This is a genomic window from Pseudomonas sp. Pseusp10 (assembly GCF_059492225.1).
On the sequence record NZ_CP168528.1, the window covers coordinates 6014010 to 6039320 of the forward strand.

Here is a 25311-nt window from a genome sequence, read left to right on the forward strand (position 1 = left end):
CGATTGTAGCGCCCACGTAACCCTGTGGGAGCGGGCTTGCTCCCACCAAGAGCTGATCGCAGGTCAGTTAGTGAGTTGATTGGCAAACTGCCCCACCGCATTGACCACTTTCTGCGCGCCGTCCTGGATCTCGACAATCACCGTACCCGCTTCCGCCGCCAGTGCCAGGCCCTGTTCGGCCTGAAGCTTGCCGTCGGTCATCAGCGCCACGGCGTTGCGCGCCATGTCCTGGTTCTGCCGCACCACGAGGACAATTTCGTCGGTGGCCTGGCTGGTGCGCGAAGCCAGTTGCCGGACTTCATCCGCCACCACGGCGAAGCCCCGACCCTGTTCGCCCGCGCGCGCCGCTTCGATGGCCGCGTTGAGCGCCAGCAGGTTGGTCTGCTCGGCAATGCCACTGATGGTTTTGACGATGGTACCGATCACCAGCGACTGCTCGTTCAGGGCTTCGATGCCTTCGCCGGCGGTTTGCATATGCTTGGCCAGATCACGCATCACGTCCACGGCCTGGGTCACCACGGCGTTACCGCGCTGGGCGCTTCGGTCAGTTTGTTGCGAGGTGCCGTAGGCAATGTTGGCGGCCTCGGCAACGGCTTGTTCCTGATTGACCTGATCGGTGATCACCGTGGCGAACTTCACCACCTTGTAGAGATTATTGTTGGCGTCGGTCACCGGGTTATAGGACGCCTCCAGCCAGACCGTCCGACCATGGCTGTCGACGCGTTTAAAACGGTCAGCCACGTACTCGCCCGCATTCAGGCGACGCCAGAAGTTCTGGTACTCGGCACTGTTGTATTCCTCCGGCAGGCAGAAGGTACGGTGATGCTTGCCCTTGATCTGCGCCAGGCTGTAACCCATGCCACCGAGGAAGCGGTCGTTGGCGGTCAGCACGTTGCCGTTGAGGTCGAATTCGATCACCGCCGTGGAGCGAACCAGCGCACCGATCAGGTTCTCGTGTTCGCGAGAAGCCTCGATGGTGCGGGTCAGGTCGCTGGAGAAGATCGAAAAACACTTGATCCGCCCATCCGCCGAGCGCACCGGTTGCAGGATCGAGCGCAACCACGCTTCCTGCCCCGTGCCGCGCAACAGGCGCACCGCACCGGCGAAGTGCTCGCCACGGGTCAGTGCGTTCTTGAAACGCTGCTGGAATTCGTCGGATTTCACGTGATCCGGGACGAAGTCGTCGATGTGTCGGCCAATCAGGTCGGCGCTCTTGTAATGCATTTCGCCAAGGAAGTTCTGATTGACCGACTGAATCCGTCCATCGCTGTCGAGGGTCAGCACCAGCATCTCGCTTTCCAGACTTTCCTTCACTTGCTGGAGGCTGGAGAGTTCTTCACGAAGAGCCGACAGCTCCTGCTTCAAGCGTTTATTGAACATGGGAAAGCACCGATGGACAGGGGTAGAAAGCGATATGCAGCCTAACCATCGGCCTTGGAAACATTTTCTTAAGCGTGCTTCAGGCTTGTCCTACAAAAAATATTTCCAAGCCGCACAATCAATGCGCGCCCGCGGCAGAACAGCCTGCGACTCTCGGCATCCGCGCACCGAAATACGCCGCACTGCCCATGCCCACCGCCCCCATCACCGCACTGAACATCACACAGATCCATGGACTCCACGGCATCAGGCCGATCAACAACAGCGGCGTGACACTTGCCCACGCGGCGTAGGCAATGTTGTAGGTGAACGAGATGCCCGAGACGCGAATCCGCGCCGGGAACAGGCTGACCATCACCGATGGCACCGCACCGACCACCCCGCAGGACAGCCCCGCCACGGCATAGGCCAGGCCGATCCAGTCGCCGCCCATGATCAGGCTGCTGTAAAGCACACCGATGCCCAGCGGCAGCAGCAGGCTATAGAGCATCACCGTGCGCCAGGCGCCAATGCGGTCGACCAGCAGACCGGCGAGCACGCAGCCGATGTTCAAGAACACGATGCCCAATGCGCTCAAGGCGAAGGTATGGCTGGCGGTCATGCCAAAGGTTTTCTGCATCATGGTCGGGGTAATGACCACGAAGACCACCACGGCCGAGGTCAGCACACAGGTGAGAATCATCGCAGGCAAAATGGCCAGGCGATGCTCACGCAAGACCGTGCGCAGTGGCAGTTCGCCGGCCGCCTCGCGCTGCGCCTGCATGGCCATGAACACCGGGGTTTCGCTGAGCCAGCGACGCAGCCATACGCCTATCACTCCGAACACGCCGCCGAGCAGGAATGGGTAACGCCAGGCGTAATCGAGAATTTCTGCCGGAGTGAATGCCTGCGCCAGGAAGGTTGCGGTCAATGCACCGATCAGATAGCCGAATGTCAGCCCCGCCTGCAGGAAACCCAAGGCGTAGCCTCGATGACCGATCGGCGCATGCTCGGCGACGAATACCCAGGCACTCGGCACTTCGCCGCCCACCGCCGCGCCCTGGAGGATGCGCAGGGCCAACAGCAGCAACGGTGCAAAATATCCGATTTGCGTGTAGGTCGGCATGATCCCGATCAGCAGGCACGGCAACGCCATCATCAGGATGCTCAGGCTGAAGACTTTCTTGCGCCCCAAACGGTCGGCGAAGTGCGCCATCAGTATGCCGCCCAACGGTCGCGCCAAGTAACCGGTGACGAAGATCCCGAAGCTTTGCAGTAAACGTAGCCACTCGGGCATTTCCGGCGGGAAGAACAACTGACTGAGGGTCAGGGCGAAAAACACGAAAATGATGAAGTCGTAGATTTCCAGCGCCCCGCCAAGGGCAGCGAGCCCCAGGGTCTTGTAGTCCGAGCGGCTGAATGGCGCCGGGCGCGAATCGGTGTTGGCAGTCATGAAAAGAACTCTGGCACAGGCAAAAACCAAGGCGCCCATGGTCTACGCAAACGCGCTGGCGGACAACCCGTTAGACCAAAGTCCCATAGCCACAAAACAGCCCCGCAAAAATCCTCGGGTTGAATTAATGTTGGGGTCTGTCCAGACGGGCGGTTACTGCCCCGAAGACCACAACAAACATAAAAATTCGAGGTACTCCCGTGGCCGCTGATATCGAAGATAGCCGCTCCGCCCGCTTTGCCCTGCGCTGCTCAAGTTTTGCCGAACGCTGGTTTCCCGACTCCTGGGTGTTTGCTGCCCTGGCAGTGATTATCGTGGCCCTGGCCACCATGGCGATGGGAGCCAAACCCACCGACGCGGCCATGGCCTTTGGTGATGGCTTCTGGAGCCTGATCCCCTTCACCATGCAGATGGCCTTCGTAGTGATCGGCGGTTATGTGGTCGCCAGTTCGCCGCCGGCGGTGAAGCTGATTGACCGTCTGGCCAAACTGCCGAAAAACGGCCGCTCCGCCGTGGCCTGGGTCGCGTTGATTTCGATGGTCGCGTCGTTGCTGAACTGGGGCCTGTCCCTGGTGTTCGGTGGTTTGCTGGTGCGCGCCCTTGCCCGTCGTACCGATCTGAAGATGGACTATCGTGCTGCCGGTGCCGCCGCCTATCTGGGTCTCGGTGCTGTGTGGGCCCTGGGCCTGTCGTCGTCCGCTGCACAGTTGCAGGCCAACCCGGCGAGCCTGCCGCCGTCGATTCTGTCGATCACCGGGGTGATTCCATTCACCCAGACGATATTTCTCTGGCAGTCCGGCGTGATGTTGCTGGCCTTGATCGTCATCTCGCTGATCATTGCCTACGCGACCGCCCCCGGCCCGAACTCGGCGCGTGACGCCAAGGCCTGCGGTGTCGACCCGAGTTTCAACCTGCCGCCGCTGCAACCACGCACCCGCCCCGGCGAATGGCTGGAATACAGCCCGCTGCTGATGATCCTGCTGGTGCTGCTGGCCGGTGGCTGGCTGTTCCACGAGTTCTCGACCAAACCGGCCATCAGCGCGATTTCCGGGCTGAACACCTACAACTTCCTGTTCATCATGCTCGGCGCCCTGCTGCACTGGCGCCCACGCAGCTTTCTTGACGCCGTGGCCCGCGCGGTGCCGACCACCACTGGCGTGTTGATCCAGTTCCCGCTGTACGGCTCGATCGCCGCGTTGATGACCACGGTCAAAGGCGCCGATGCGCAGACCCTGGCGCACCACATCTCGACCTTTTTCGTCAGCATTGCCTCCCACGACACCTATGCCCTGCTGATGGGCGTGTACTCGGCAATCCTCGGTTTCTTCATTCCGTCCGGTGGTGGCAAGTGGATCATCGAAGCGCCGTACGTCATGCAGGTGGCCAATGACCTGAACTATCACCTGGGTTGGGCCGTACAGATCTACAACGCCGCCGAAGCCTTGCCGAACCTGATCAATCCGTTCTACATGCTGCCGTTGCTGGGCGTGCTGGGGTTGAAGGCGCGGGACTTGATCGGTTTCTCGTTCGTGCAGTTGCTGGTGCACACGCCGCTGGTGCTGCTGCTACTCTGGGTGTTGGGGACGACGCTGGCCTATACGCCGCCGGTGATGCCATAGCCTGAATTTACAACCTACGAAAGTACATGTGGGAGCGGGCTTGCTCGCGAAGGCGGTGTGTCAATCAACGTGGAGGTCGATTGATCCAATGCATTCGCGAGCAAGCCCGCTCCCACATTTGAAATGTGCCACCAGCGGTTTCAGTACGTAGTACTCCGCTACCGGGAACCCACGCTGAAAAGGATCTGAGCATGCTAAAACTCGCAGGACTCACCCTCGCGGCCCTCACCCTGAGTGCCGCTGCCCACGCCGATGTCGCCCTGAAGCTGGGCACTACCGAACGCGTTACCCGCCTCTTCGCCTACCCCAACAATTGCAACGTGATCTGCTTTCGCAACTGGACGCTTGAGCAAACCGTGGAGCATTACCTGACCCAGAGCGTGCAACGCGATGGCTACGGCGACGCTAAGGTTCTGGTCAAAACCGACAATGGTCAGCTCCACGCTGAAATCATCGGCGTGCCCAACGGCTATGAAAAACCTTTGGCTGCGCTGCTCGATGCCGGTGACCTGGCCTATAACGGCGCCAGCAAACTGAATGCCGACGGCAAATGGGCGTATAGCTGGTATCTGTTCCTGCCGCTGGGCATGGCCCTGGAGAACCGCAAAAGTGTCGAGTTGCTGCACTTCCCGCCCGACTATTCGTTGACTCAGGCCCAGGATTATCTGAAGTCCGCCACCACGGATCGTTGGGCCACGTTGCTCACCGCCAATGGCATCCCGGCCGAGCAGACGCCAGGCTTTCAGACCATTGTCGACATCGCCCCTATCGCCGCCCCATCCAACGCAGGCAAGGACCTGGAGGGCGTCTACAGCTACTTCAACGACTACCAGACCACCATGGTCAGGAATGTCAGCCTGAACGCCAGCGGTGAAGCATTGCCGATGGTCGCCTTCGGCGCACCGGTGCGTAACTGGATCAAGCAACAATACGGGGCGACCGTAAACGTGCTGGGCCTGGCGACGATCAGTCCGAGTGCAGGGGTAACGGTGCGGGTGCTGGGCTCCAATCACCCGAGCTACATCTGGTACGCCGCCGACCCGGCGAACTATTCCGGCAACGATGCCAAGGCCAAGGCCGATGCAGCGGGCCTGAAAGTCATGGGCCAGGATTTGAGTGCTGCGTGCTGGCAGGCCTCCATGGGCCGCCAACCGGACAGCAATGCCGATGTCGAGCTGAAAACCTGCACGCAAACCTGGCAAGTGGCCGAGAAAGATAAAACCTGTGCGCTGTTCTACACCTCGATTCGCAACCTGACGCCGGGACAGGCGGCGGCCAAATGCTCGACGGCAGCGATCCAGTTGCAGCTCAAACAGCTCAAGGCGCCAGCGCCAGCCACTGCCCTGCCCACTCCACCGCTGTAAACCGACCATTGGCAGTCAACCTGTCAGTTATGACAGTAGACCGCCCGCGATATCTGCGAGAGGCTTGGGCCGTACCCAAGTGCTGCGGCGCTGACAGGATCGTCAGCCGATGGAAGTCGCAGCACCTAGCCGACAAGGATCGTTATGAAAGCCAATGCGCTGCGCAAGTCTCTCGCACCACCGCCGCAGGGTGTTTACCCTTTTGTGGCGTTGCCCCTTCACCTCGGATTTCCGTCTCTGGACGATTTTGAAATCCTCACCAACGACAAAGGCACGGCAAAGGCCGCCGTGGCGCTACGCGAATTCCCCCGTATCAGCCGAATCTGCCGGGTATCGGGGCATTTGCTGCCCTATCGCCGCCGGCATACACGGCAACTGGCGCCTGGTGTGCATGTCTACGACCCGCGTTTCTGTGGGCTGCTGCGACACTCCTGCGACCCGAATGTCTTTCTGGACATGAGTGAACTGTGGTTGTGGGCGTTGAAAGACATACAAAAGGGCGACTGGCTGTCGATGGATTACGCCGCCACGGAAGACAAACTGCTGCGCCAGTTTGCCTGTCGCTGCGGTTCGTATAACTGTCGGGGCTGGATCACCGGCTACGATGAATCGCCAAACGCCGACGGCCAGCTGTTTTTGCAACAGTGGCGTCGGCAAAGTCTGCGCTGAAGGGCTTTACAGGGGTTCGAACGGACGCAGGCGGTACTGCGGCGGCAACTGCTCGAAACCACTGATGGTGGCATTCAGGCTTTTCCAGCGACCGTCCTTGATGCCGTAGATGCAGCCGTGGATCGACAGGCTCTGCCCGCGGTGCCAGGCGTTTTGCACAATGCTGGTGTGCCCTACGTTGGCCACTTGCTGAATCACGTTGAGTTCGCAGAGGCGGTCGACCTGCTCCTCTTCGGTGGCCAGTTTGGCGAGCTCTTCGCGCTTCTCGTAGTAGAGGTCTCGAATCGAACGCAGCCAGCCGTCGATCAAACCGAACTGGCGATCCTGCATCGCGGCGCGCACACCTCCGCAGCCATAGTGGCCGGTAACCAGAATGTGTTTGACCTTGAGTACATCGACCGCGTACTGAATCACCGACAGGCAGTTAAGGTCGGTGTGCAGCACGACGTTGGCCACATTACGGTGTACGAACAGATCGCCCGGCAACATGCCGACGATCTCGTTGGCCGGCACCCGGGCGTCGGAACAGCCGATCCACAGGAACTCCGGAGTCTGTTGGCGAGCCAGCTTGGCGAAGAAGTCAGGATCTTCCTCTTTGATCGCAGCGGCCCAACGCTCGTTGTTATCAATCAGATCTTGTAATTCGTTCATGCTTTGAAGCCTCAAGAATGATGCGCAGCTTTGACTGACAACCGTCCGTCGGGGTCACGCGCGAAAATGCAGATACTCTCCTGATCCGGAACACGGGGCTCCATGCCGGTGGAATTCTCGGTAGCCACGCGGGTCAACCGTAGTAGGGCCTACAGTATGAGGAATTACCATGAATGATTCACGACGTCCGTACGATGCGGAGCAACCGGAACCCATCGATGACGACGAAGACCGCATGGGCTCGGTGCGTGAGCTGGATTTCGACGAAGAAGATCCCAGCGCCAGAATCGGTGACGAACGGCTGGAAAAGGAGCGCGAGCAACTGATGCCACGCCAGCGCGTACGTGAAGCGGGCCTGACCGATGACGATCAACCTACCGACGATGACCTGAGCCCGGAAACCCTGATCCGTGAAGACGGCGCCCGGGATGCCCATGAGGCGGGCAATGATAGTAGTGCGGACTGGGACCTGAGCATCGTCGACGAGGACGAAATTGGCGGTGGCAATGGCCTGGATGAGGCGGAACTGGCACTGCGCGATCCGATGGACGGCAAGCGCTGATCTTTGGTGTCTGTCAGGCCCTCATCGCGAGCAAGCTCGCTCCCACAGGTTTTATGTACGGCATAAATCTCCTGTGGGAGCGGGCTTGCTCGCGAAGGCGATCCGGCGAAGCTTTCAAGCTCAATCCACCAAAGTACAGGCCATGACCACCGCATCTTCGCGCCCGCCCACCGCCGGGTAGTAATCCCGACGCCGGCCGATCTCGTTGAAACCGTAGCGCTCATACAGCTTGAACGCTGCGGTATTGCTGTCGCGCACTTCCAGGAAACACTCCCGGGCGTCGGCCTTGTAGGCAATCGACATCAAATGCTCAAGCAATGTCAGCCCCAGGCCACGGCCCTGGTTTTCCGGCTTGACCGTAATGTTCAGCAGGTGCGCCTCGTCGAGGATGATCTGCACCACACCGTGGCCTACCTGTTGCTGACCTTCGAACATCAGCCAGATCTGGTACTTGCCCAGGCCATCGAGAAAAATCCCGCGGGTCCAGGGATGGCTGTAGGCCGCGTATTCGATTTTCAGTACAGCTTCCAGGTCCGCCTCGGTCATCGGGCGAAACGATACAGCGTCACTCATTCGATTCTTTCCAGCGCGCCATCAGCCGACGCATGGCTTGCCAGACATCAGCCTTACGCTGTGGCTCTTCCATTAATAATTCCAGGCCCGGCACCGCCCAGGCCGGGCCCAGGCCTTCGATCTGCAACTCGCGATTGAACGCCTCGGCATCCGCTTCGCCGGCAAATCGCACGGCGGGCAGGCCGATCAGCCACAAGCAGGCGCATGGCGTTTCTTCCATCCGCACCGAGAGAAAACCTTGCACGAAATCGCGGGCCGCTTCCGGGCCTTGATCCATCGTGCCACGCACCAGCAACGGCCAGCGTACCGGCTCGCCGACGATTTGCGGGCTGTCCGGCAGACCGGCGGCGCGCAACATGTCTTTGAGCAGCAGGTAAGCAGGATCACGAGTCTGGAAGGGTTCGCCTGTGGGTAACTCCACCAGCAGCAGGCAACGCCCGGCCCGCAGCAATTGCAGGGCGAAACGCGGGGGCGGCACGATCGGCGCCTTGACCACGACCGGCGCCTCTTCGGCCTCTTCCACCGGTTTGGCACCGGTGCGCGTGCTTGCCAGCGATGGCCGTGGCACCTCGATCTTCACCCGCTCGACCGGCTTGGCCACAGGCGCTACGGGCGTCTCAGCCACAACAGCGGGCACGACAGGCGCGACCACAACCGGCTCGGGGATCTTCAGCAGCTCGGGCCGCGACGGCGCGGCAAAGGGCAATTCGGTGCGCGGCAGCCAGTTGACCACCTGCATGGCGGCCAGATAAGCGCGACGACGGGACTCGATAAGCAAAGGTCGGCCACTTGTGGATAACTAAAGTGCGCTGATTCTACCGCCGTTCGCACAAGATCGCGCGCTGTTGATCGATAGACTTTACCGATAGTCTTTCCACCTATGAAAAATGGCGACAGCCCGTCCCGAGAGTGAATCGCATTGCCCACGATGCAGTACAATCGCGGCTTTTAATCGCCAACCAGCCGGCCATTCCGATGATCGAACCCAAGCGCGTCTTGCGCGCCCTCGCTGAACACTGGGCACTTCTGGAGCCACTGTGCGAGCACTTCGACCAAGGCACACTGAGCCTGAACGAACTGCGCACGCAACTGGCCGCCCAGCAACTCGACAGTACGCCGCAGGACATCACCAGCCTGCTCGACGTGTGGATTCGCCTCGACATCCTGGTTCCCGTGGCCAAAAGCCCGAACCGTTTCGAGCTCAATGCGCAGATTCACGACTTCCTCGCCTACCTGCGCCGCGAACACCGCCTGGGCCTGTGCCTGGAAATCGAAGCCTACCTGCGCCACCTCGAGCGTCTGGCCGGTTATATCCAGGACGCGTTCGATATCCGCGATGGCAATGATCTGGCCCGCCAGTTGCGTCTGCTCGACATGCGCGTGCGTGACGTGCTGAAAAAACTCGATAACGACGAACAGGCACTGGTGGCCGTCGCCGAACGGGCGAAAACCAGCGACCGGCAGATTCCGTTGCGCCAGCGTTACGCTGAAGTACTGGCGACCTGGGACGAATACGTCGAGCCGATGATTGATCTGGTGAACGCCGATGGCGCCTTCGAACAAGGCGTGCGCAAGGTCGAAACCGTCCTGTTGAAAATGCTCAGCGAACAGCAACGCCTCGGCCACCTGGTCGACGACGACATGCTGCTGCGCACCCACGCGCGCATCCTCGAAATGCAGACCAGCGCTCAACTGACCCTGCGTCATGCCCGCGAACTGCTGTTGCCGCTGCGTGAAGAAGCCCGTCGCCACAACGCCGTGACCCGTGGCGCCGCATTGGCCCTGTCGATGATCCGCCGCAAAGGCATCGACGCCGTGCCGCAGGCGGCGATGCCGATGTTCACCCGCCCGCAAAGCACCTTCCTCGGCAGCGCCAGCCAGGTCGAAGCCTACGTCTATGCCCTGGCCCGTTTCGAACCGAAACCTGCACGCTTCCCCAAAGCGCACAAGACCCAGAAAGGCGAAGCCCCGCGCGCGCCTCGCACGGTTCGGGAAATGCTCGAGCGTTGCGAAGACGCCCTGCCGATGCCGGACCTGATGACCTGGCTGCTGGAACAGGAACCGGACGGCGCCACCGACGAATTGCTGTACTGGTTCTCGCGCCTGTCGCGGGAAAAACGCTTCAAGCGCGAGCGTCTGGAACGTCGCGAATACCATACTCACGAGCACCAGGTCAGCCTGCGCTCCTTCGCCCTGCTCTCGGTCAGCGATGACGCCACCGAGAATTCTGCGAGCACTCCTTATGCATCTTGATCTATCCGAACTGTCCCAGCTGGCACCGATCTTTCGCGAACTGTTCAAGGGTTACCACGTCAGCCGCCGCGATCCGGAGCTGTACGCACAGTTGTCGAACTTCCAGGACCAGTACCGCACGCTGTTCAAGGCCCTGGGCTTTGAACTGGTCTGCGACACCCGTGGTTTCTACTACTTCGTGCCGGACCTCGCGGCGGCGGCGGTGAACAAGACTGCCCAGCGCCTGGCGCTGTTTACCTTCATCCTCGTCGAGCACTTGGCCGATCAGGGCCGCGACCCGATCTCCGTGCTCGATGGCGGCAGCCTCGGCCGCGATGAGCTGCCGTCATTGCTGGAAAAGTACCGCGATCTGTTCATCCAGGCCGAAGTGCAGACCCAGGACGAGCTGGAAGAAAAGATCATGCGCCGCATGACCCAACTCGGCTTTGCCAGCGAAGAAAACGGCATCTACCGATTCCTGCCGCCGATGCACCGCTTCCTCGATGTCTGCCTGTCGGTGCAGCAAGACCGCGATCTGGCTGCCAGCCTGCACAGCGTGCTGCCGTTGCCGGTGCCGGTGCTGATCGACGAAGACAGCGACGAAAAACTGCTGCAGACCGACGACCCGCTCGACCTAGCGGAGTTTGAAGACGAAAGCGAAGAAGACGCCCTGGCCCGCGCCATCGCCGAAGAACAGGAGCTCGACGCATGAGCAAGGAACGTTACGGCATCCGCCGCTTTGCCCTTTTGAATACCGCCGGCTACAGCCTCGGTCTGTTCCCGCTGGAAGAACCACTGTCGGTGTACGGCGCGAACAACCTCGGTAAATCCGCCTCGATCAACGCCCTGCAGTTCCCGATCCTGGCGCGCATGTCGGACATGAGCTTCGGCAAGTACAGCCTGGAACAGTCCCGGCGCTTCTACTTCGCCTCGGACACCAGTTACATCCTGGTGGAGGTGAACCTGCCCCACGGTCCGCACGTGATCGGTGTGGTCGGCCGCGGCCCGGGCGGCGGTTTTGGTCACCAGTTCTTTGCCTATGCCGGCAAACTGGACCTGGCCCACTACCAGAAGAACGACACCTGCCTGCGCCAGAAAGAACTGTTCACCAACCTTGAACGCGAAGGCCTGAAAGCCTACGAACTCAAGCCGGACGAACTACGCCGCTTGCTGGTCGGTGGCCACACTTCGATTCCACTGGACCTGACGCTGATTCCATTGCGCTCCACCAGCGAGCAGAGCCTGAAGACCTTCCGCGCGCTGTTCATCAACCTGCTGCACATGCGCGAAATCACCGCGGCCAAGCTCAAGCAACTGTTTCTCGATGCCTTCGAACACAGCTTGCGTTCCGGCAGCGTCGACTACATCGCCGCGTGCGAAGAAGCGTTCCGCGATGTACGCCGCATGGAGCAGGACTACAACTCGCTGGTCGCCGCCGGCCCGCTGGTCGAAGCCCTGGCCAACGGCGTGAAGCAACGCGACATCCTGCGCGGCAAGCTGCACCGGATCTCGCCGCTGCTCGACTCCCTGCTGGGCACCTGGTCGGACTACGCCAGTGCACGCAAGGAAGAGCTGACCATTCAGGCCGAGCACTACCGCAACGAGCAGGACGCCCTGCAAAACGATCAGCGCGGCGGCACTCAGGAACTGATGCGCCTGGAGCGGGAAATCACTGGCATCCAACGCTGGCTCGGCGAACTGTCGGTGCTCAAGCATCGCTTTGCCCTGATCGATGACGTCAAGGTGCTGGAGCAGCAACTGCTGGCCGCCAAGGACGCTCACGATGAACTGGCAGGTGCGCTCGCACAATCCCGCCAGTTCAGCGCCGAAGACCTGGACGAGCGTTTGCGTGACCTGGAAAAACGCCTGAAGTCGGTCAAGCAGCAACTCGATCACGCCGATAACAACAGCTACGCCCGTCTGCGCGAAGAATTCTCGCAGCAAGACGTCGAACGCCTGATGCGCCTGTTCAACAGCGCACTGTTCAGCCTGCCGTTGGGTGAACACGGCATCACCCTTGACGACGACGGCGAGTGGGTCAAATCCGTAGAGCTGATCCTCGACGGTTTCAAAGGTGAACGCTTCGAAGTGCCGGGCCTGTCCATCGACATCTCGCACATCGAACCACCGGCCTTGCAGGCCCTGGCTGACCGCGCGGCCCTGCGCGACCAGAAAGAACGCCTGGAAAAAGAACTCAAGCAACTGAAAACCCAGCAAGCCGTGGCTGCCGACCGCGCCGCGAGCAAGACCCAGACCGAAGCCCTGTACCAGCAAGTGCTGGATGCGCAGAAAGCCCTGGAAGATTTCCGCCGCGCGCAAACCCTGAGCGCCGAGGAAGGCGACAAGCTGGAACAGCTTGGACAACTGGAGGCGGCCCAGGACGAATTGAAGCGTTCCAGCGATGCCTTCACCGAGCGCGTCCAGCAACTGTCGGCCAAGCTGCAACTGGTCGGCCGGCAGATCGGCGACATGGAAGCCAAGCAACGCACCCTCGACGACGCCCTGCGCCGCCGTCAGTTGCTGCCGGCGGACCTGCCATTCGGCACGCCGTTCATGGACCCGGTCGACGATTCCATGGACAACCTGCTGCCGCTACTCAATGACTATCAGGACAGCTGGCAAGGCCTGCTGCGGGCCGACGGCCAGATCGAAGCGCTGTACGCTCAGGTGCGCCTCAAAGGCGTGGCCAAGTTCGACAGCGAAGACGATATGGAGCGTCGCCTGCAATTGTTGATCAACGCCTATGCGCACCGCACTGACGAAGCTCTGACCCTGGGCAAGGCTCGCCGTGCCGCCGTGACGGACATCGCCCGTACCCTGCGCAACATCCGCAGCGACTACGACAGCCTCGAACACCAACTGGCGCTGTTCAACCGCGAGATCAACAAACGTCAGGTCTCCAACCTGCAAAGCTTCCGCATCGTGCTCGCACCGAACAAGGAAGCGCTCAAGCACATCGACCAGATCATCCACAGCGCCGGTCAGTACGAGGAAGGCGAAACCCTGTCGGTGTTCGACCTCAGCCAAAGCGCCGAGCAGGACAACAAGAACGAAGAGGCCAAGGAATACCTGGCGCGATTGGTGGCGGCCAACCACAACCAGCTCGGCCTCAAGGACTTGTTCGAACTGGCGTTCGAGATCACCAAGGTCAATGGTCAGCCGGTGATCCACACTGACATCGACGGCGCCGCCTCCAACGGCACCACCATGACCATCAAGGCACTGACCAACATGTACTTGTTGCTGCACTTGATGGACCGTGACCAGGCCGGTCGCGTGCGCCTGCCGTACTACCTCGACGAGGCCGCGGACATCGACGAGAAAAACCAGGCCGCCTTGCTGGAAACCAGCCTGCAACTGGGCTTCGTGCCGATTCTGGCGAGCGTGAAGCCGCAGGTCTGCGCCAGCGTCGCCATCGACCTGGAAGGCGGCAGCGGCCCGGCCGGTATCTACATCGACGAGGCGGACTGGAAGTACATCCGTCGCCACGACCAGGTCAAGGCAACGGTCAACGAACAAGCGGATGAACCGGAGCTGGATGCGGTCTGAGGCTTGAAGCAATAAAAAGGCCGCGATCCTATGGGTCGCGGCCTTTTTTGTGGGCGCTGAATCAGATTTTCAGTGAGCTCAAGGGCCTCTTCGTCGGAACGCCGCCCGGAGCAAGCCCGCTCCCACATTTGATCCTATTTCTTCAGGAACAACCCAGCCCCTGTGGGAGCGGGCTTGCCCGCGAAGGCGCCATCACAGACGCCCAATCAAATCCCTGTTATTTACCAAGGCTAATCTTCGGCGCCCAACCCAGCCATTCCTCTTCAAACTTGTCGAACAACGCAAACGTCTGCTCCGGTCGCGCCGGGCTGCCCATGCGCTCGCCGTCCGGCGTGGCGAAGGCGACTCCGCCCTGAATCATCGTTTCCAGGGATTCAGTACGCACCGTTGCGCCTTTGAACAGGCCGACATCGAAGTCGAAACCGCTGGTGTTCCAGAACCGTGTACCGCTACGCACCAGTGGCGCGTACTTCGGCTCGATCAGGATATGGATCAGCACGCGATCAGCGGTCTGCCCCAGTTCATAGCCAGTCACCTTGCCCACTGTAATTTCGCGATACGTCACCGGCACACCGGCCTTCAGCGAACCACGACGAGCGGCGCTCAGCACCAGACTCAATCCCTCTTCCTGCCTGGCAGTTTCTGGCGCAGTGGCCAAAGCGACAAAGTTCTTCTGCGGTCCCAGATTCTTCGACGCCGGTTGCACCTCGATGTATTGCCCGGTTACCAGGGTTTCAAGGTTGGACGTCTTGATCAGCCCCAGTTCAGGCTTGACCACCCAGAACTGACTACCGACCCGAGCGATGCGCTCCGGCACTTCTGTAATCCGCGCGGTCAGCAGCACCGATTGCAGATCCTCGCTCAGATCAACGTCTTCCACCTTGCCGACATCCAGCCCCTTGAAACGAATCGGAGTGCCGGTACGCAAGCCATCAGCGCGATCGAGCTTGATCGTGATGACTTCGCCTTTCTGCGTGGCCTCTTCATGGTTAGCGAACAGACGGAAACGTGGAACACGCTTTTGCAACGGGGCTTTGTCTCGTGGGGTCTCGAAGGCAATGCCGCCGGCCATCAAGCTCTGCAACGATTCACTTTTAACCTGGACTCCACCGGTCAGCCCGCCCGTGAGGGTGATGCCACTGGCGTTCCAGAAGCGCGTCGAGGCGTTGACCAGGCCTTCGTATTCCTTCTCGATGTGCACACCAATGATCAGTTGTTTCCTGGTGCGTGAGAACTGATAGCTCTGCACGGAGCCGACTTTAACCTGCTTGTAGAGAACCGGGCTGCCGACTTCCAGCGAGCCGAGATTTTCCGTGAACAACACCAGGTGCAGACCCGGTGCACGCAGATCCAGCGGCGGCGCCTTGGCTCGTGCCACAAACTCCCGTTGTGGTGCCGAACCCTTGTCGCCAGGTCGCACAGCGATGTAGTTGCCTTTGACCAACGCCTCGAGGCCGGTAATGCCCGCCAGGGAAATCGAGGGTTTGACCACCCAGAATTGGGTGCCTTCGACCAGGTAATCCTCGGCCAATGGGTCCATCGTCAATTCGGCGGTGGCCCCGGACAGGTCAGGATCGACCTTCAGCGCCTTGAGATTGCCGACCTGAATACCTTTGTACATCACCGGCGTACGACCGGCCTGCAAGCCTTCGAAGTCGCTGAGTTTGACCTTGACCCGGATACCCGCCGCCGCTGCATCGAAGTCTTCGTAGAGTCTGAACGGCAGGCTTGGGTCGGTAGGCGGGCTGTCCTTGCGGTTTTCAGGCGTAGCGAATGCAATACCACCAGCGACGATGCTGGCCAACGACTCGCTGCGAACTTTCACACCCGACAGATTGGCATCGATGCTGATGCCGCTGGCGTTCCAGAAACGTGTGTGTTTGCGCACCAGTTTGGCGTAAGTCGGCTCAATGAAGACCTTGAGCTCAACGGTGCTCTGGTCCTCGGACAGCACGTAGCTCTTGATCTGGCCCACCTTGATTTGTTTGTAGAACACCGGACTGCCACGGTTCAGCGAACCCAGTCGATCGGCCTTGATGGTCAGGTGCAGACCCGGCTGGGCATCGGAGAGCGGTGGCTCCTGAGCCAGGGCCTTGAACTTGCGAACCGGTTCACCTTCACCCGGACTGATCGCAACGTAGTTGCCCGAAACCAGCGTCTCGAGGCCGGTAATACCAGCCAGAGTCACGCTCGGCTTCACAAGCCAGAATCGCGTGCTGGTTCGCAGGTATTGCTCCACATCCTTGTTCATTTCGATGCTGGCAATCACACCTTTGGAACTTCCCTCATCATCGAGCTTCAGGCTTTTGACCTTACCGACCGGCATGCCTTTATAGACAACTTCGGTCTTGTTGACCTGAATGCCTTCGCCACTCTCAAAACGCACCTGAATTTCGATACCGGTCTCGTTATAGGCACGCCAGCCGAGCCAGCCACCGATGATCAAGGCGATCAGGGGCAACACCCAAATGGCAGACCAGTTCGAGGCCGGTCGGGTTTTCGCTACAGGCAAATCAGTCATGGTCGTCGTCCGACTCCGTGTTATCCCAAATCAGTCGGGGATCGAAAGTTACTGCGGCAAGCATCGTCAGAATCACCACCGTGGCGAAAGCGATGGCGCCAAGATTGGCTTCGATGCTGGCAAGCCGCCCAAAATTCACGACCGCCACGAGGATGGCGATCACAAAGATATCGAGCATCGACCAGCGGCCGATGAATTCAATGAAACGGTACATCCAGATACGCTGGCGAGCCGAAAGGGGCTGACGGCGCTGTACGGAAAACAGCAGCAGAGCGATGCCCACCAGCTTGAACGTGGGCACCACGATACTGGCGATAAACACCATGGCCGCAATGGGGAACATTCCGTAGTGCATCAACTCGATCACACCGGCCATGATCGTGCTGGGCGCACCTTTGCCCAAGGAGTTCACGGTCATGATCGGCAACAAATTGGCCGGTATGTAAAGAATGGCGGCTGTAATCAGCAATGCCCAAGTACGCACCAGGCTATTTGGGCTGCGGGCATGCACCAACGCTCCGCAGCGTGTACAGACTTGCTCATCGGTATCAGCTTCCTGCCTGTTCAATTCATGACATTCCTTGCAAATCAGAATGCCTGCATCAATCGCCCGCATGGGCATCCTCTCCTGATAATGCTTGCCAGATCTGGTGAGGCGACATCACGACCTCCAGCCAGACTTGAATCAGCAACAAACCAATGAAGCACGCCAAGCCGAGGCCTACGGTGATTGCTGCCATATCTGCCAGCTTGACGATCGCCACCAGCACGCCCATGAAGTAAACCTCGAGCATCCCCCATTCGCGTATATGGTGATAAATGCGATAGAGCAACAAGCCGTAGCTGCGTCCGATATCAAAACGGATACTCAACAATACAGCCAGTTGGCACAGTAGCTTGAGCAGTGGGATCCCCATGCTGCACAGGAACACGACCACTGAAACGCTTTGCATGCCGGTATCAAAAAGGGCGACAACACCGCTCCAGACAGTGTCTTGCGAAGATTGCCCGAGCAGATTGAGTTGCATGATGGGTAAAAAGTTCGCCGGAATAAACAACATCAAGGCGGCAATGACCAAGGCAAGGCTGCGCTGTACGACGTTGTAGCGATGGGCATAAAGCTCGTAGCCACAGCGCGGGCACAGGGCTTTTTCGCCGTGGGCGAGTTCTGGCTTACGCATCAGCAGGTCGCACTCATGACAGGCAACCAGATTGTCTAGCGGTAATTCTGACAGCCCTTGGGCGTCAACCGGATCCGGCATAAAGGCTCTGATTCTGAAAAAGTTGGGCCTATTCTAGTGCCATGGACTGAAAATAACTGTGCGAAATGTGCAACAACCAGTCCTGTTTTTTTCACGCGCAAAAACAAAACCCCTACCTGCATACGCAGATAGGGGTTTCGGAATTTAATCTTGACGATGACCTACTCTCACATGGGGAAACCCCACACTACCATCGGCGATGCATCGTTTCACTGCTGAGTTCGGGATGGGATCAGGTGGTTCCAATGCTCTATGGTCGTCAAGAAATTCGGGTACCGAGTCGTGACCAGATGGCCTCGCTTCAGCAAATTGGGTAGGTGATAGCTTCGGTGTTTGGTGAGTATCTCGAACTTTCGGTTCTTGCGTCTTCACACACCGCAATCTGGCCTCTTCCGAGTTCGCAAATTGCTTGGGTGTTATATGGTCAAGCCTCACGGGCAATTAGTATTGGTTAGCTCAACGCCTCACAGCGCTTACACACCCAACCTATCAACGTCGTAGTCTTCGACGGCCCTTCAGGGGACTCAAGGTCCCAGTGAGATCTCATCTTGAGGCAAGTTTCCCGCTTAGATGCTTTCAGCGGTTATCTTTCCCGAACATAGCTACCCGGCAATGCCACTGGCGTGACAACCGGAACACCAGAGGTTCGTCCACTCCGGTCCTCTCGTACTAGGAGCAGCCCCTCTCAAATCTCAAACGTCCACGGCAGATAGGGACCGAACTGTCTCACGACGTTCTAAACCCAGCTCGCGTACCACTTTAAATGGCGAACAGCCATACCCTTGGGACCGGCTTCAGCCCCAGGATGTGATGAGCCGACATCGAGGTGCCAAACACCGCCGTCGATATGAACTCTTGGGCGGTATCAGCCTGTTATCCCCGGAGTACCTTTTATCCGTTGAGCGATGGCCCTTCCATACAGAACCACCGGATCACTAAGACCTACTTTCGTACCTGCTCGACGTGTCTGTCTCGCAGTCAAGCGCGCTTTTGCCTTTATACTCTACGACCGATTTCCGACCGGTCTGAGCGCACCTTCGTACTCCTCCGTTACTCTTTAGGAGGAGACCGCCCCAGTCAAACTACCCACCATACACTGTCCTCGATCCGGATAACGGACCTGAGTTAGAACCTCAAAGTTGCCAGGGTGGTATTTCAAGGATGGCTCCACGCGAACTGGCGTCCACGCTTCAAAGCCTCCCACCTATCCTACACAAGCAAATTCAAAGTCCAGTGCAAAGCTATAGTAAAGGTTCACGGGGTCTTTCCGTCTAGCCGCGGATACACTGCATCTTCACAGCGATTTCAATTTCACTGAGTCTCGGGTGGAGACAGCGCCGCCATCGTTACGCCATTCGTGCAGGTCGGAACTTACCCGACAAGGAATTTCGCTACCTTAGGACCGTTATAGTTACGGCCGCCGTTTACCGGGGCTTCGATCAAGAGCTTCGCGTTAGCTAACCCCATCAATTAACCTTCCGGCACCGGGCAGGCGTCACACCCTATACGTCCACTTTCGTGTTTGCAGAGTGCTGTGTTTTTAATAAACAGTCGCAGCGGCCTGGTATCTTCGACCGGCGTGGGCTTACGCAGCAAGTGCTTCACCCTCACCGGCGCACCTTCTCCCGAAGTTACGGTGCCATTTTGCCTAGTTCCTTCACCCGAGTTCTCTCAAGCGCCTTGGTATTCTCTACCCAACCACCTGTGTCGGTTTGGGGTACGGTTCCTGGTTATCTGAAGCTTAGAAGCTTTTCTTGGAAGCATGGCATCAACCACTTCGTCACCCAGAGGGTAACTCGTCATCAGCTCTCGGCCTTAAGATCCCGGATTTACCTAAGATCTCAGCCTACCACCTTAAACTTGGACAACCAACGCCAAGCTGGCCTAGCCTTCTCCGTCCCTCCATCGCAATAACCAGAAGTACAGGAATATTAACCTGTTTTCCATCGACTACGCTTTTCAGCCTCGCCTTAGGGACCGACTAACCCTGCGTCGATTAACGTTGCGCAGGAAACCTTGGTCTTTCGGCGTGGGTGTTTTTCACACCCATTGTCGTTACTCATGTCAGCATTCGCACTTCTGATACCTCCAGCAAGCTTCTCAACTCACCTTCACAGGCTTACAGAACGCTCCTCTACCGCATCACCTAAGTGATACCCGTAGCTTCGGTGTATGGTTTGAGCCCCGTTACATCTTCCGCGCAGGCCGACTCGACTAGTGAGCTATTACGCTTTCTTTAAAGGGTGGCTGCTTCTAAGCCAACCTCCTAGCTGTCTAAGCCTTCCCACATCGTTTCCCACTTAACCATAACTTTGGGACCTTAGCTGACGGTCTGGGTTGTTTCCCTTTTCACGACGGACGTTAGCACCCGCCGTGTGTCTCCCATGCTCGGCACTTGTAGGTATTCGGAGTTTGCATCGGTTTGGTAAGTCGGGATGACCCCCTAGCCGAAACAGTGCTCTACCCCCTACAGTGATACATGAGGCGCTACCTAAATAGCTTTCGAGGAGAACCAGCTATCTCCGAGCTTGATTAGCCTTTCACTCCGATCCACAGGTCATCCGCTAACTTTTCAACGGTAGTCGGTTCGGTCCTCCAGTCAGTGTTACCTAACCTTCAACCTGCCCATGGATAGATCGCCCGGTTTCGGGTCTATTCCCAGCGACTAGACGCCCTATTAAGACTCGCTTTCGCTACGCCTCCCCTATTCGGTTAAGCTCGCCACTGAAAATAAGTCGCTGACCCATTATACAAAAGGTACGCAGTCACCTAACAAAGTAGGCTCCCACTGCTTGTACGCATACGGTTTCAGGATCTATTTCACTCCCCTCTCCGGGGTTCTTTTCGCCTTTCCCTCACGGTACTAGTTCACTATCGGTCAGTCAGTAGTATTTAGCCTTGGAGGATGGTCCCCCATATTCAGACAAAGTTTCTCGTGCTCCGTCCTACTCGATTTCATGACCAAGAGATTTTCGCGTACAGGGCTATCACCCACTATGGCCGCACTTTCCAGAGCGTTCCGCTAATCTCAAAGCCACTTAAGGGCTAGTCCCCGTTCGCTCGCCACTACTAAGGGAATCTCGGTTGATTTCTTTTCCTCAGGGTACTTAGATGTTTCAGTTCCCCTGGTTCGCCTCTTGCACCTATGTATTCAGTACAAGATAACCATCTTATGATGGCTGGGTTCCCCCATTCAGACATCTCCGGATCAAAGTCTGTTTGCCGACTCCCCGAAGCTTTTCGCAGGCTACCACGTCTTTCATCGCCTCTGACTGCCAAGGCATCCACCGTATGCGCTTCTTCACTTGACCATATAACCCCAAGCAATCTGGTTATACTGTGAAGACGACATTCGCCGAAAATTCGCGATTAAACTCACAAATTTTACCTTAGCCTGATCCGTTACCAGTGAAAGTAACGTTCAGTCTATCTTTCTATCACATACCCAAATTTTTAAAGAACGATCTAATCAAAAGACTAGAAATCAATATTCATCGCGGAATATTCATTTCTAAACTCTCAGACATCTGAAGCAGTTTATGGTGGAGCCAAACGGGATCGAACCGTTGACCTCCTGCGTGCAAGGCAGGCGCTCTCCCAGCTGAGCTATGGCCCCATACAAAATTGGTGGGTCTGGGCAGATTCGAACTGCCGACCTCACCCTTATCAGGGGTGCGCTCTAACCAACTGAGCTACAGACCCAATTTCGAGCGCGTAACTGTTAGCGTGAGCTATCAGCCTGGAGCTTAAAGCTGCTTCTATCGTCTTCTTCAATGAATCAAGCAATTCGTGTGGGAGCTCATGGAGCAGCTGAGTCGTCGATTAAGGAGGTGATCCAGCCGCAGGTTCCCCTACGGCTACCTTGTTACGACTTCACCCCAGTCATGAATCACACCGTGGTAACCGTCCTCCCGAAGGTTAGACTAGCTACTTCTGGTGCAACCCACTCCCATGGTGTGACGGGCGGTGTGTACAAGGCCCGGGAACGTATTCACCGCGACATTCTGATTCGCGATTACTAGCGATTCCGACTTCACGCAGTCGAGTTGCAGACTGCGATCCGGACTACGATCGGTTTTGTGGGATTAGCTCCACCTCGCGGCTTGGCAACCCTCTGTACCGACCATTGTAGCACGTGTGTAGCCCAGGCCGTAAGGGCCATGATGACTTGACGTCATCCCCACCTTCCTCCGGTTTGTCACCGGCAGTCTCCTTAGAGTGCCCACCATGACGTGCTGGTAACTAAGGACAAGGGTTGCGCTCGTTACGGGACTTAACCCAACATCTCACGACACGAGCTGACGACAGCCATGCAGCACCTGTCTCAATGTTCCCGAAGGCACCCATCCATCTCTGGAAAGTTCATTGGATGTCAAGGCCTGGTAAGGTTCTTCGCGTTGCTTCGAATTAAACCACATGCTCCACCGCTTGTGCGGGCCCCCGTCAATTCATTTGAGTTTTAACCTTGCGGCCGTACTCCCCAGGCGGTCAACTTAATGCGTTAGCTGCGCCACTAAGAGCTCAAGGCTCCCAACGGCTAGTTGACATCGTTTACGGCGTGGACTACCAGGGTATCTAATCCTGTTTGCTCCCCACGCTTTCGCACCTCAGTGTCAGTATCAGTCCAGGTGGTCGCCTTCGCCACTGGTGTTCCTTCCTATATCTACGCATTTCACCGCTACACAGGAAATTCCACCACCCTCTACCATACTCTAGCTTGTCAGTTTTGAATGCAGTTCCCAGGTTGAGCCCGGGGCTTTCACATCCAACTTAACAAACCACCTACGCGCGCTTTACGCCCAGTAATTCCGATTAACGCTTGCACCCTCTGTATTACCGCGGCTGCTGGCACAGAGTTAGCCGGTGCTTATTCTGTCGGTAACGTCAAAACACTAACGTATTAGGTTAATGCCCTTCCTCCCAACTTAAAGTGCTTTACAATCCGAAGACCTTCTTCACACACGCGGCATGGCTGGATCAGGCTTTCGCCCATTGTCCAATATTCCCCACTGCTGCCTCCCGTAGGAGTCTGGACCGTCTCTCAGTTCCAGTGTGACTGATCATCCTCTCAGACCAGTTACGGATCGTCGCCTTGGTGAGCCATTACCTCACCAACTAGCTAATCCGACCTAGGCTCATCTGATAGCGCAAGGCCCGAAGGTCCCCTGCTTTCTCCCGTAGGACGTATGCGGTATTAGCGTTCCTTTCGAAACGTTGTCCCCCACTACCAGGCAGATTCCTAGGCATTACTCACCCGTCCGCCGCTGAATCAGAGAGCAAGCTCCCGTCATCCGCTCGACTTGCATGTGTTAGGCCTGCCGCCAGCGTTCAATCTGAGCCATGATCAAACTCTTCAGTTCAAACATCTTTGGGTTTTGAGAAAACCCTAAACTTGGCTCAGCAATCGTTGGTTACATCTTTGATTTCTCGCGGAGTAACTTGTGATGCTGATAATCTGTTGACTAACAGTCTGACTCCACAAGCACCCACACGAATTGCTTGATTCAGTTGTTAAAGAGCGGTTGGTTAAGAGCTTTCGTCTCAACCGAGGCGCGCATTCTACAGCAGCCTCATTTGCTGTCAAGTGATTTTTTCAGAAGTTTTCAAGGATTTCCTTAACAACTTCAACCACTTGCGCTTTCGATCTCTCGTCAGCGGGAGGCGAATTCTACAGCGTTACACGCTGCTGTCAACACCTCTTTTTCAACTTCCTTTGCGCTTCGATGACCTGAAGCAACCACTGCCGAAAACTGCGTAACTCTTTGTTTATCAAGGAGTTTTCCGTTTCGACTGCGCCGGAAGTGGGGCGAATTATAGGCCTCCAGAATCTGCCGTCAACCACTATTTACGCCTTTTTGGCAGAAGAGGCCTTTTTAGCCATTAAACGCGGGATTCGACGGGCTAAAGGCGGTAGCCGCAGCACTAACAGCAGCGCACCTATAGATGCATAGATCGCCCACTCCTTCAGGTCCGCACGCACAATCCAGAGCATATGCAGCAATCCGAGCCCAAGAATTACATAACCCAGGCGATGTAACTTCTTCCAGCGAACACCCAATCGTCGCTGACTATATCGATTGGACGTCACCGCCAATGCCAGCAAACCAAGAAAACCCAGCGCCCCGACAATAATGTAAGGCCGCTTGCGCAGCTCGACACCCAGCTGCAACCAGTCAAAACCAAGAATGAATGCGCAATAACTACCGAGGTGGAGCAGCACATAGGCAAAACACCACAGCCCCAACTGTCTCCGTACGGCAAACCACCCCGACCAACCGGTGAGCTTCTGCAAAGGCGTCATGCTCAACGTTACAAGCAGCAGAACAAGCGCCCCCAAACCCAATCGATCGACCAGCACCTTGCCTGGATCCGGCCCGAGGAGATCTTCCCAAGCCTGGTACAACCACAGCAGCGGCCACACCAACGCCACGACAAAGACGCCGATACGCCAAAACGGATGGCGCATCAGTAATTCTTCCTCAGGTCGAGCCCCGCATATAGAGAAGCGACTTCTTCTGAATAGCCGTTGAACATTTGCGTGTCGCGTACATTGGGCTTGAACAAACCGCTGGGCAAGCGGCGTTCACGAGCCTGAGTCCAGCGAGGATGATCAACAGTGGGGTTCACGTTCGCATAAAAGCCATATTCATCCGAAGCAATACTCTGCCAGGTGGTTTTCGGCTGCTCACTGACCAGACTGATGCGGACGATGGACTTGATGCTCTTGAAGCCATACTTCCAAGGCACCACCAAACGCAGCGGCGCGCCGTTTTGATTAGGTAATTCACGCCCGTACATTCCAACGGCAAGAATCGCCAACGGGTTCATCGCCTCATCCAGACGCAGCCCTTCTATATACGGCCAGTCGATCAAGGCAAAACCGGAACGCTGGCCCGGCATGCTTTTGGGATCCAGCAGGGTTTCGAAACGGATGAATCTGGCTTTCGAGGTCGGCTCGACCTCCTTGAGCAAGGCCGAGAGGGGAAAACCGATCCAGGGAATGACCATCGACCAGGCTTCCACACAGCGCAGGCGGTAGATTCGCTCTTCCAACTGATACGGTTTCATGAAGTCTTCCAGCGCATACCGCCCTGGCTTGCCCACCTCCCCGTCCACCACCACCGACCACGGCTCCGTTTTCAACGTGCCGGCATTGGCGGCCGGATCACCTTTGTCGGTGCCGAACTCGTAGAAGTTGTTGTAGTGGGTCGCATCCTTGAAAGGCGTGATCGCCTCATCCTTGACGTTGATCGCACCCCACCTGGTAGCCGGAAGCTTTTCGCTGAACCAGGAAGGCGCCTTACCGGATTCAACATCCGGGTAGCGCGCACTGTCGCCAGCGCTGGCCCATTGCGGCAGGCTGCCCAGGGCGAAGCCGGCAACCGTGGCACAGAGCACATTGCGCCGAGATAGATAGAGGGATTCAGGCGTGACGTCCGACTCATGGCAGTCGGACGCTTTGGAGACTTTGATCAGCATGGTTACTCCGCAGCTCTG

At 57.8% G+C, this 25311-nt stretch carries 17 protein-coding genes, 2 tRNA genes, 3 rRNA genes and 1 pseudogene; 7 read left to right on the plus strand and 16 right to left on the minus strand.

Going from position 1 to position 25311, the window contains the following annotated elements; all coding sequences use genetic code 11:
- Nucleotides 1-63: 63 nt before the first annotated feature.
- The 3 genes and pseudogenes from ACEN8Z_RS27325 to ACEN8Z_RS27335 form a co-directional block, all read right to left on the minus strand.
- The gene (locus ACEN8Z_RS27325; RefSeq protein WP_495598201.1) at nt 64-672 is read right to left on the minus strand and encodes a methyl-accepting chemotaxis protein; all 609 of its coding nucleotides are present in this window, start codon (nt 670-672) and stop codon (nt 64-66) included.
- A pseudogene (locus ACEN8Z_RS27330) lies at nt 652-1380 on the minus strand (PAS domain-containing protein); the annotation flags it as partial. The pseudogene ACEN8Z_RS27330 and the gene ACEN8Z_RS27325, both read right to left, overlap by 21 nt.
- Before the next feature lie 118 nt (nt 1381-1498).
- Nucleotides 1499-2812, minus strand: coding sequence for an MFS transporter (locus ACEN8Z_RS27335; RefSeq protein ID WP_495596253.1), 1314 nt, complete (start codon nt 2810-2812; stop codon nt 1499-1501).
- 200 nt (nt 2813-3012) lie between these two features.
- Here ACEN8Z_RS27335 and ACEN8Z_RS27340 point away from each other — a divergent pair, with 200 nt between their 5' ends.
- From ACEN8Z_RS27340 to ACEN8Z_RS27350, 3 genes are all read left to right on the plus strand, one after another.
- Nucleotides 3013-4431 (plus strand): short-chain fatty acid transporter, encoded by a 1419-nt coding sequence (locus ACEN8Z_RS27340; RefSeq protein ID WP_495596254.1) that lies wholly within the window; start codon nt 3013-3015, stop codon nt 4429-4431.
- 191 nt (nt 4432-4622) lie between these two features.
- Nucleotides 4623-5795, plus strand: a complete 1173-nt coding sequence (locus ACEN8Z_RS27345) for a hypothetical protein (RefSeq protein ID WP_495596255.1) — start codon at nt 4623-4625, stop codon at nt 5793-5795.
- 144 nt (nt 5796-5939) lie between these two features.
- Nucleotides 5940-6464: an SET domain-containing protein-lysine N-methyltransferase gene (locus tag ACEN8Z_RS27350; protein WP_495596256.1), complete on the plus strand. Its 525-nt coding sequence runs from the start codon at nt 5940-5942 to the stop codon at nt 6462-6464.
- 6 nt (nt 6465-6470) lie between these two features.
- Here the strand turns inward: ACEN8Z_RS27350 and can are convergent, their stop codons facing one another.
- Nucleotides 6471-7115 carry a carbonate dehydratase gene (gene can, locus ACEN8Z_RS27355; protein ID WP_495596257.1) on the minus strand — a complete coding sequence of 215 codons (645 nt, stop codon included), beginning with the start codon at nt 7113-7115 and terminating at the stop codon, nt 6471-6473.
- 169 nt (nt 7116-7284) lie between these two features.
- Between can and ACEN8Z_RS27360 the strand changes: the two genes are divergently transcribed.
- The gene (locus tag ACEN8Z_RS27360) at nt 7285-7677 is read left to right on the plus strand and encodes a serine kinase/phosphatase (RefSeq protein ID WP_495596258.1); all 393 of its coding nucleotides are present in this window, start codon (nt 7285-7287) and stop codon (nt 7675-7677) included.
- Between the two features lie 120 nt (nt 7678-7797).
- Here the strand turns inward: ACEN8Z_RS27360 and rimI are convergent, their stop codons facing one another.
- Together rimI and ACEN8Z_RS27370 are read right to left on the minus strand one after the other, a co-directional pair.
- Nucleotides 7798-8250: a ribosomal protein S18-alanine N-acetyltransferase gene (gene rimI, locus ACEN8Z_RS27365; protein WP_007981794.1), complete on the minus strand. Its 453-nt coding sequence runs from the start codon at nt 8248-8250 to the stop codon at nt 7798-7800.
- Nucleotides 8243-8989, minus strand: a complete 747-nt coding sequence (locus ACEN8Z_RS27370) for an energy transducer TonB (protein ID WP_495598202.1) — start codon at nt 8987-8989, stop codon at nt 8243-8245. Before ACEN8Z_RS27370 ends, rimI begins: the two co-directional genes overlap by 8 nt.
- A gap of 236 nt (nt 8990-9225) precedes the next feature.
- On the opposite strand from ACEN8Z_RS27370, the gene mksB reads away from it, so the two are divergent.
- Genes mksB through mksF form a run of 3 tightly spaced genes read left to right on the plus strand, consistent with a single transcriptional unit; the run spans nt 9226 to nt 14031 of the window.
- Entirely contained in the window at nt 9226-10503 is a 1278-nt protein-coding gene (gene mksB, locus ACEN8Z_RS27375; RefSeq protein ID WP_007997016.1) for an Mks condensin complex protein MksB, read from the plus strand.
- Complete coding sequence (mksE, locus tag ACEN8Z_RS27380; protein WP_007997015.1) at nt 10493-11194, plus strand: Mks condensin complex protein MksE; 702 nt, start codon at nt 10493-10495, stop codon at nt 11192-11194. The genes mksB and mksE overlap by 11 nt, the downstream gene beginning before the upstream one ends.
- Entirely contained in the window at nt 11191-14031 is a 2841-nt protein-coding gene (mksF, locus tag ACEN8Z_RS27385; protein WP_495596259.1) for an Mks condensin complex protein MksF, read from the plus strand. Before mksE ends, mksF begins: the two co-directional genes overlap by 4 nt.
- A gap of 217 nt (nt 14032-14248) precedes the next feature.
- Here mksF and ACEN8Z_RS27390 read toward each other — a convergent pair whose 3' ends face one another.
- The 10 genes from ACEN8Z_RS27390 to msrP form a co-directional block, all read right to left on the minus strand.
- The gene (locus tag ACEN8Z_RS27390; RefSeq protein ID WP_495596260.1) at nt 14249-16552 is read right to left on the minus strand and encodes a PqiB family protein; all 2304 of its coding nucleotides are present in this window, start codon (nt 16550-16552) and stop codon (nt 14249-14251) included.
- Nucleotides 16545-17168, minus strand: coding sequence for a paraquat-inducible protein A (locus ACEN8Z_RS27395; RefSeq protein WP_495596261.1), 624 nt, complete (start codon nt 17166-17168; stop codon nt 16545-16547). Before ACEN8Z_RS27395 ends, ACEN8Z_RS27390 begins: the two co-directional genes overlap by 8 nt.
- On the minus strand, nt 17155-17814 hold the full coding sequence (locus ACEN8Z_RS27400) for a paraquat-inducible protein A (RefSeq protein WP_277531788.1): 660 nt from the start codon (nt 17812-17814) through the stop codon (nt 17155-17157). Before ACEN8Z_RS27400 ends, ACEN8Z_RS27395 begins: the two co-directional genes overlap by 14 nt.
- A 148-nt stretch (nt 17815-17962) precedes the next feature.
- A 5S ribosomal RNA gene (gene rrf / locus ACEN8Z_RS27405) occupies nt 17963-18078 on the minus strand.
- A gap of 156 nt (nt 18079-18234) precedes the next feature.
- A 23S ribosomal RNA gene (locus tag ACEN8Z_RS27410) occupies nt 18235-21125 on the minus strand.
- Nucleotides 21126-21354: 229 nt separating this feature from the next.
- Nucleotides 21355-21430, minus strand: a tRNA-Ala gene (locus ACEN8Z_RS27415).
- A gap of 9 nt (nt 21431-21439) precedes the next feature.
- Nucleotides 21440-21516, minus strand: a tRNA-Ile gene (locus tag ACEN8Z_RS27420).
- Nucleotides 21517-21637: 121 nt separating this feature from the next.
- Nucleotides 21638-23174: ribosomal RNA gene (locus ACEN8Z_RS27425) — 16S ribosomal RNA — on the minus strand.
- The 16S, 23S and 5S rRNA genes sit together here with 2 tRNA genes alongside, the layout of an rRNA operon.
- A 485-nt stretch (nt 23175-23659) precedes the next feature.
- On the minus strand, nt 23660-24280 hold the full coding sequence (gene msrQ, locus ACEN8Z_RS27430) for a protein-methionine-sulfoxide reductase heme-binding subunit MsrQ (RefSeq protein WP_495596262.1): 621 nt from the start codon (nt 24278-24280) through the stop codon (nt 23660-23662).
- Nucleotides 24280-25293: a protein-methionine-sulfoxide reductase catalytic subunit MsrP gene (gene msrP / locus ACEN8Z_RS27435; RefSeq protein WP_495596263.1), complete on the minus strand. Its 1014-nt coding sequence runs from the start codon at nt 25291-25293 to the stop codon at nt 24280-24282. The genes msrQ and msrP overlap by 1 nt, the downstream gene beginning before the upstream one ends.
- Nucleotides 25294-25311: the final 18 nt, after the last annotated feature.

What these genes read in the sequence shown, in the direction of transcription:
- ACEN8Z_RS27335 (WP_495596253.1), bottom strand. Translation starts at nt 2,812, where the DNA reads ATGACTGCCAACACCGATTCGCGCCCGGCGCCATTCAGCCGCTCGGAC.
- ACEN8Z_RS27345 (WP_495596255.1), top strand. Translation starts at nt 4,623, where the DNA reads ATGCTAAAACTCGCAGGACTCACCCTCGCGGCCCTCACCCTGAGTGCC.
- ACEN8Z_RS27350 (WP_495596256.1), top strand. Translation starts at nt 5,940, where the DNA reads ATGAAAGCCAATGCGCTGCGCAAGTCTCTCGCACCACCGCCGCAGGGT.
- can (WP_495596257.1), bottom strand. Translation starts at nt 7,115, where the DNA reads ATGAACGAATTACAAGATCTGATTGATAACAACGAGCGTTGGGCCGCT.
- ACEN8Z_RS27360 (WP_495596258.1), top strand. Translation starts at nt 7,285, where the DNA reads ATGAATGATTCACGACGTCCGTACGATGCGGAGCAACCGGAACCCATC.
- rimI (WP_007981794.1), bottom strand. Translation starts at nt 8,250, where the DNA reads ATGAGTGACGCTGTATCGTTTCGCCCGATGACCGAGGCGGACCTGGAA.
- ACEN8Z_RS27370 (WP_495598202.1), bottom strand. Translation starts at nt 8,989, where the DNA reads ATGCAGGTGGTCAACTGGCTGCCGCGCACCGAATTGCCCTTTGCCGCG.
- mksB (WP_007997016.1), top strand. Translation starts at nt 9,226, where the DNA reads ATGATCGAACCCAAGCGCGTCTTGCGCGCCCTCGCTGAACACTGGGCA.
- mksE (WP_007997015.1), top strand. Translation starts at nt 10,493, where the DNA reads ATGCATCTTGATCTATCCGAACTGTCCCAGCTGGCACCGATCTTTCGC.
- mksF (WP_495596259.1), top strand. Translation starts at nt 11,191, where the DNA reads ATGAGCAAGGAACGTTACGGCATCCGCCGCTTTGCCCTTTTGAATACC.
- ACEN8Z_RS27390 (WP_495596260.1), bottom strand. Translation starts at nt 16,552, where the DNA reads ATGACTGATTTGCCTGTAGCGAAAACCCGACCGGCCTCGAACTGGTCT.
- ACEN8Z_RS27395 (WP_495596261.1), bottom strand. Translation starts at nt 17,168, where the DNA reads ATGCGGGCGATTGATGCAGGCATTCTGATTTGCAAGGAATGTCATGAA.
- ACEN8Z_RS27400 (WP_277531788.1), bottom strand. Translation starts at nt 17,814, where the DNA reads ATGCCGGATCCGGTTGACGCCCAAGGGCTGTCAGAATTACCGCTAGAC.
- msrQ (WP_495596262.1), bottom strand. Translation starts at nt 24,280, where the DNA reads ATGCGCCATCCGTTTTGGCGTATCGGCGTCTTTGTCGTGGCGTTGGTG.
- msrP (WP_495596263.1), bottom strand. Translation starts at nt 25,293, where the DNA reads ATGCTGATCAAAGTCTCCAAAGCGTCCGACTGCCATGAGTCGGACGTC.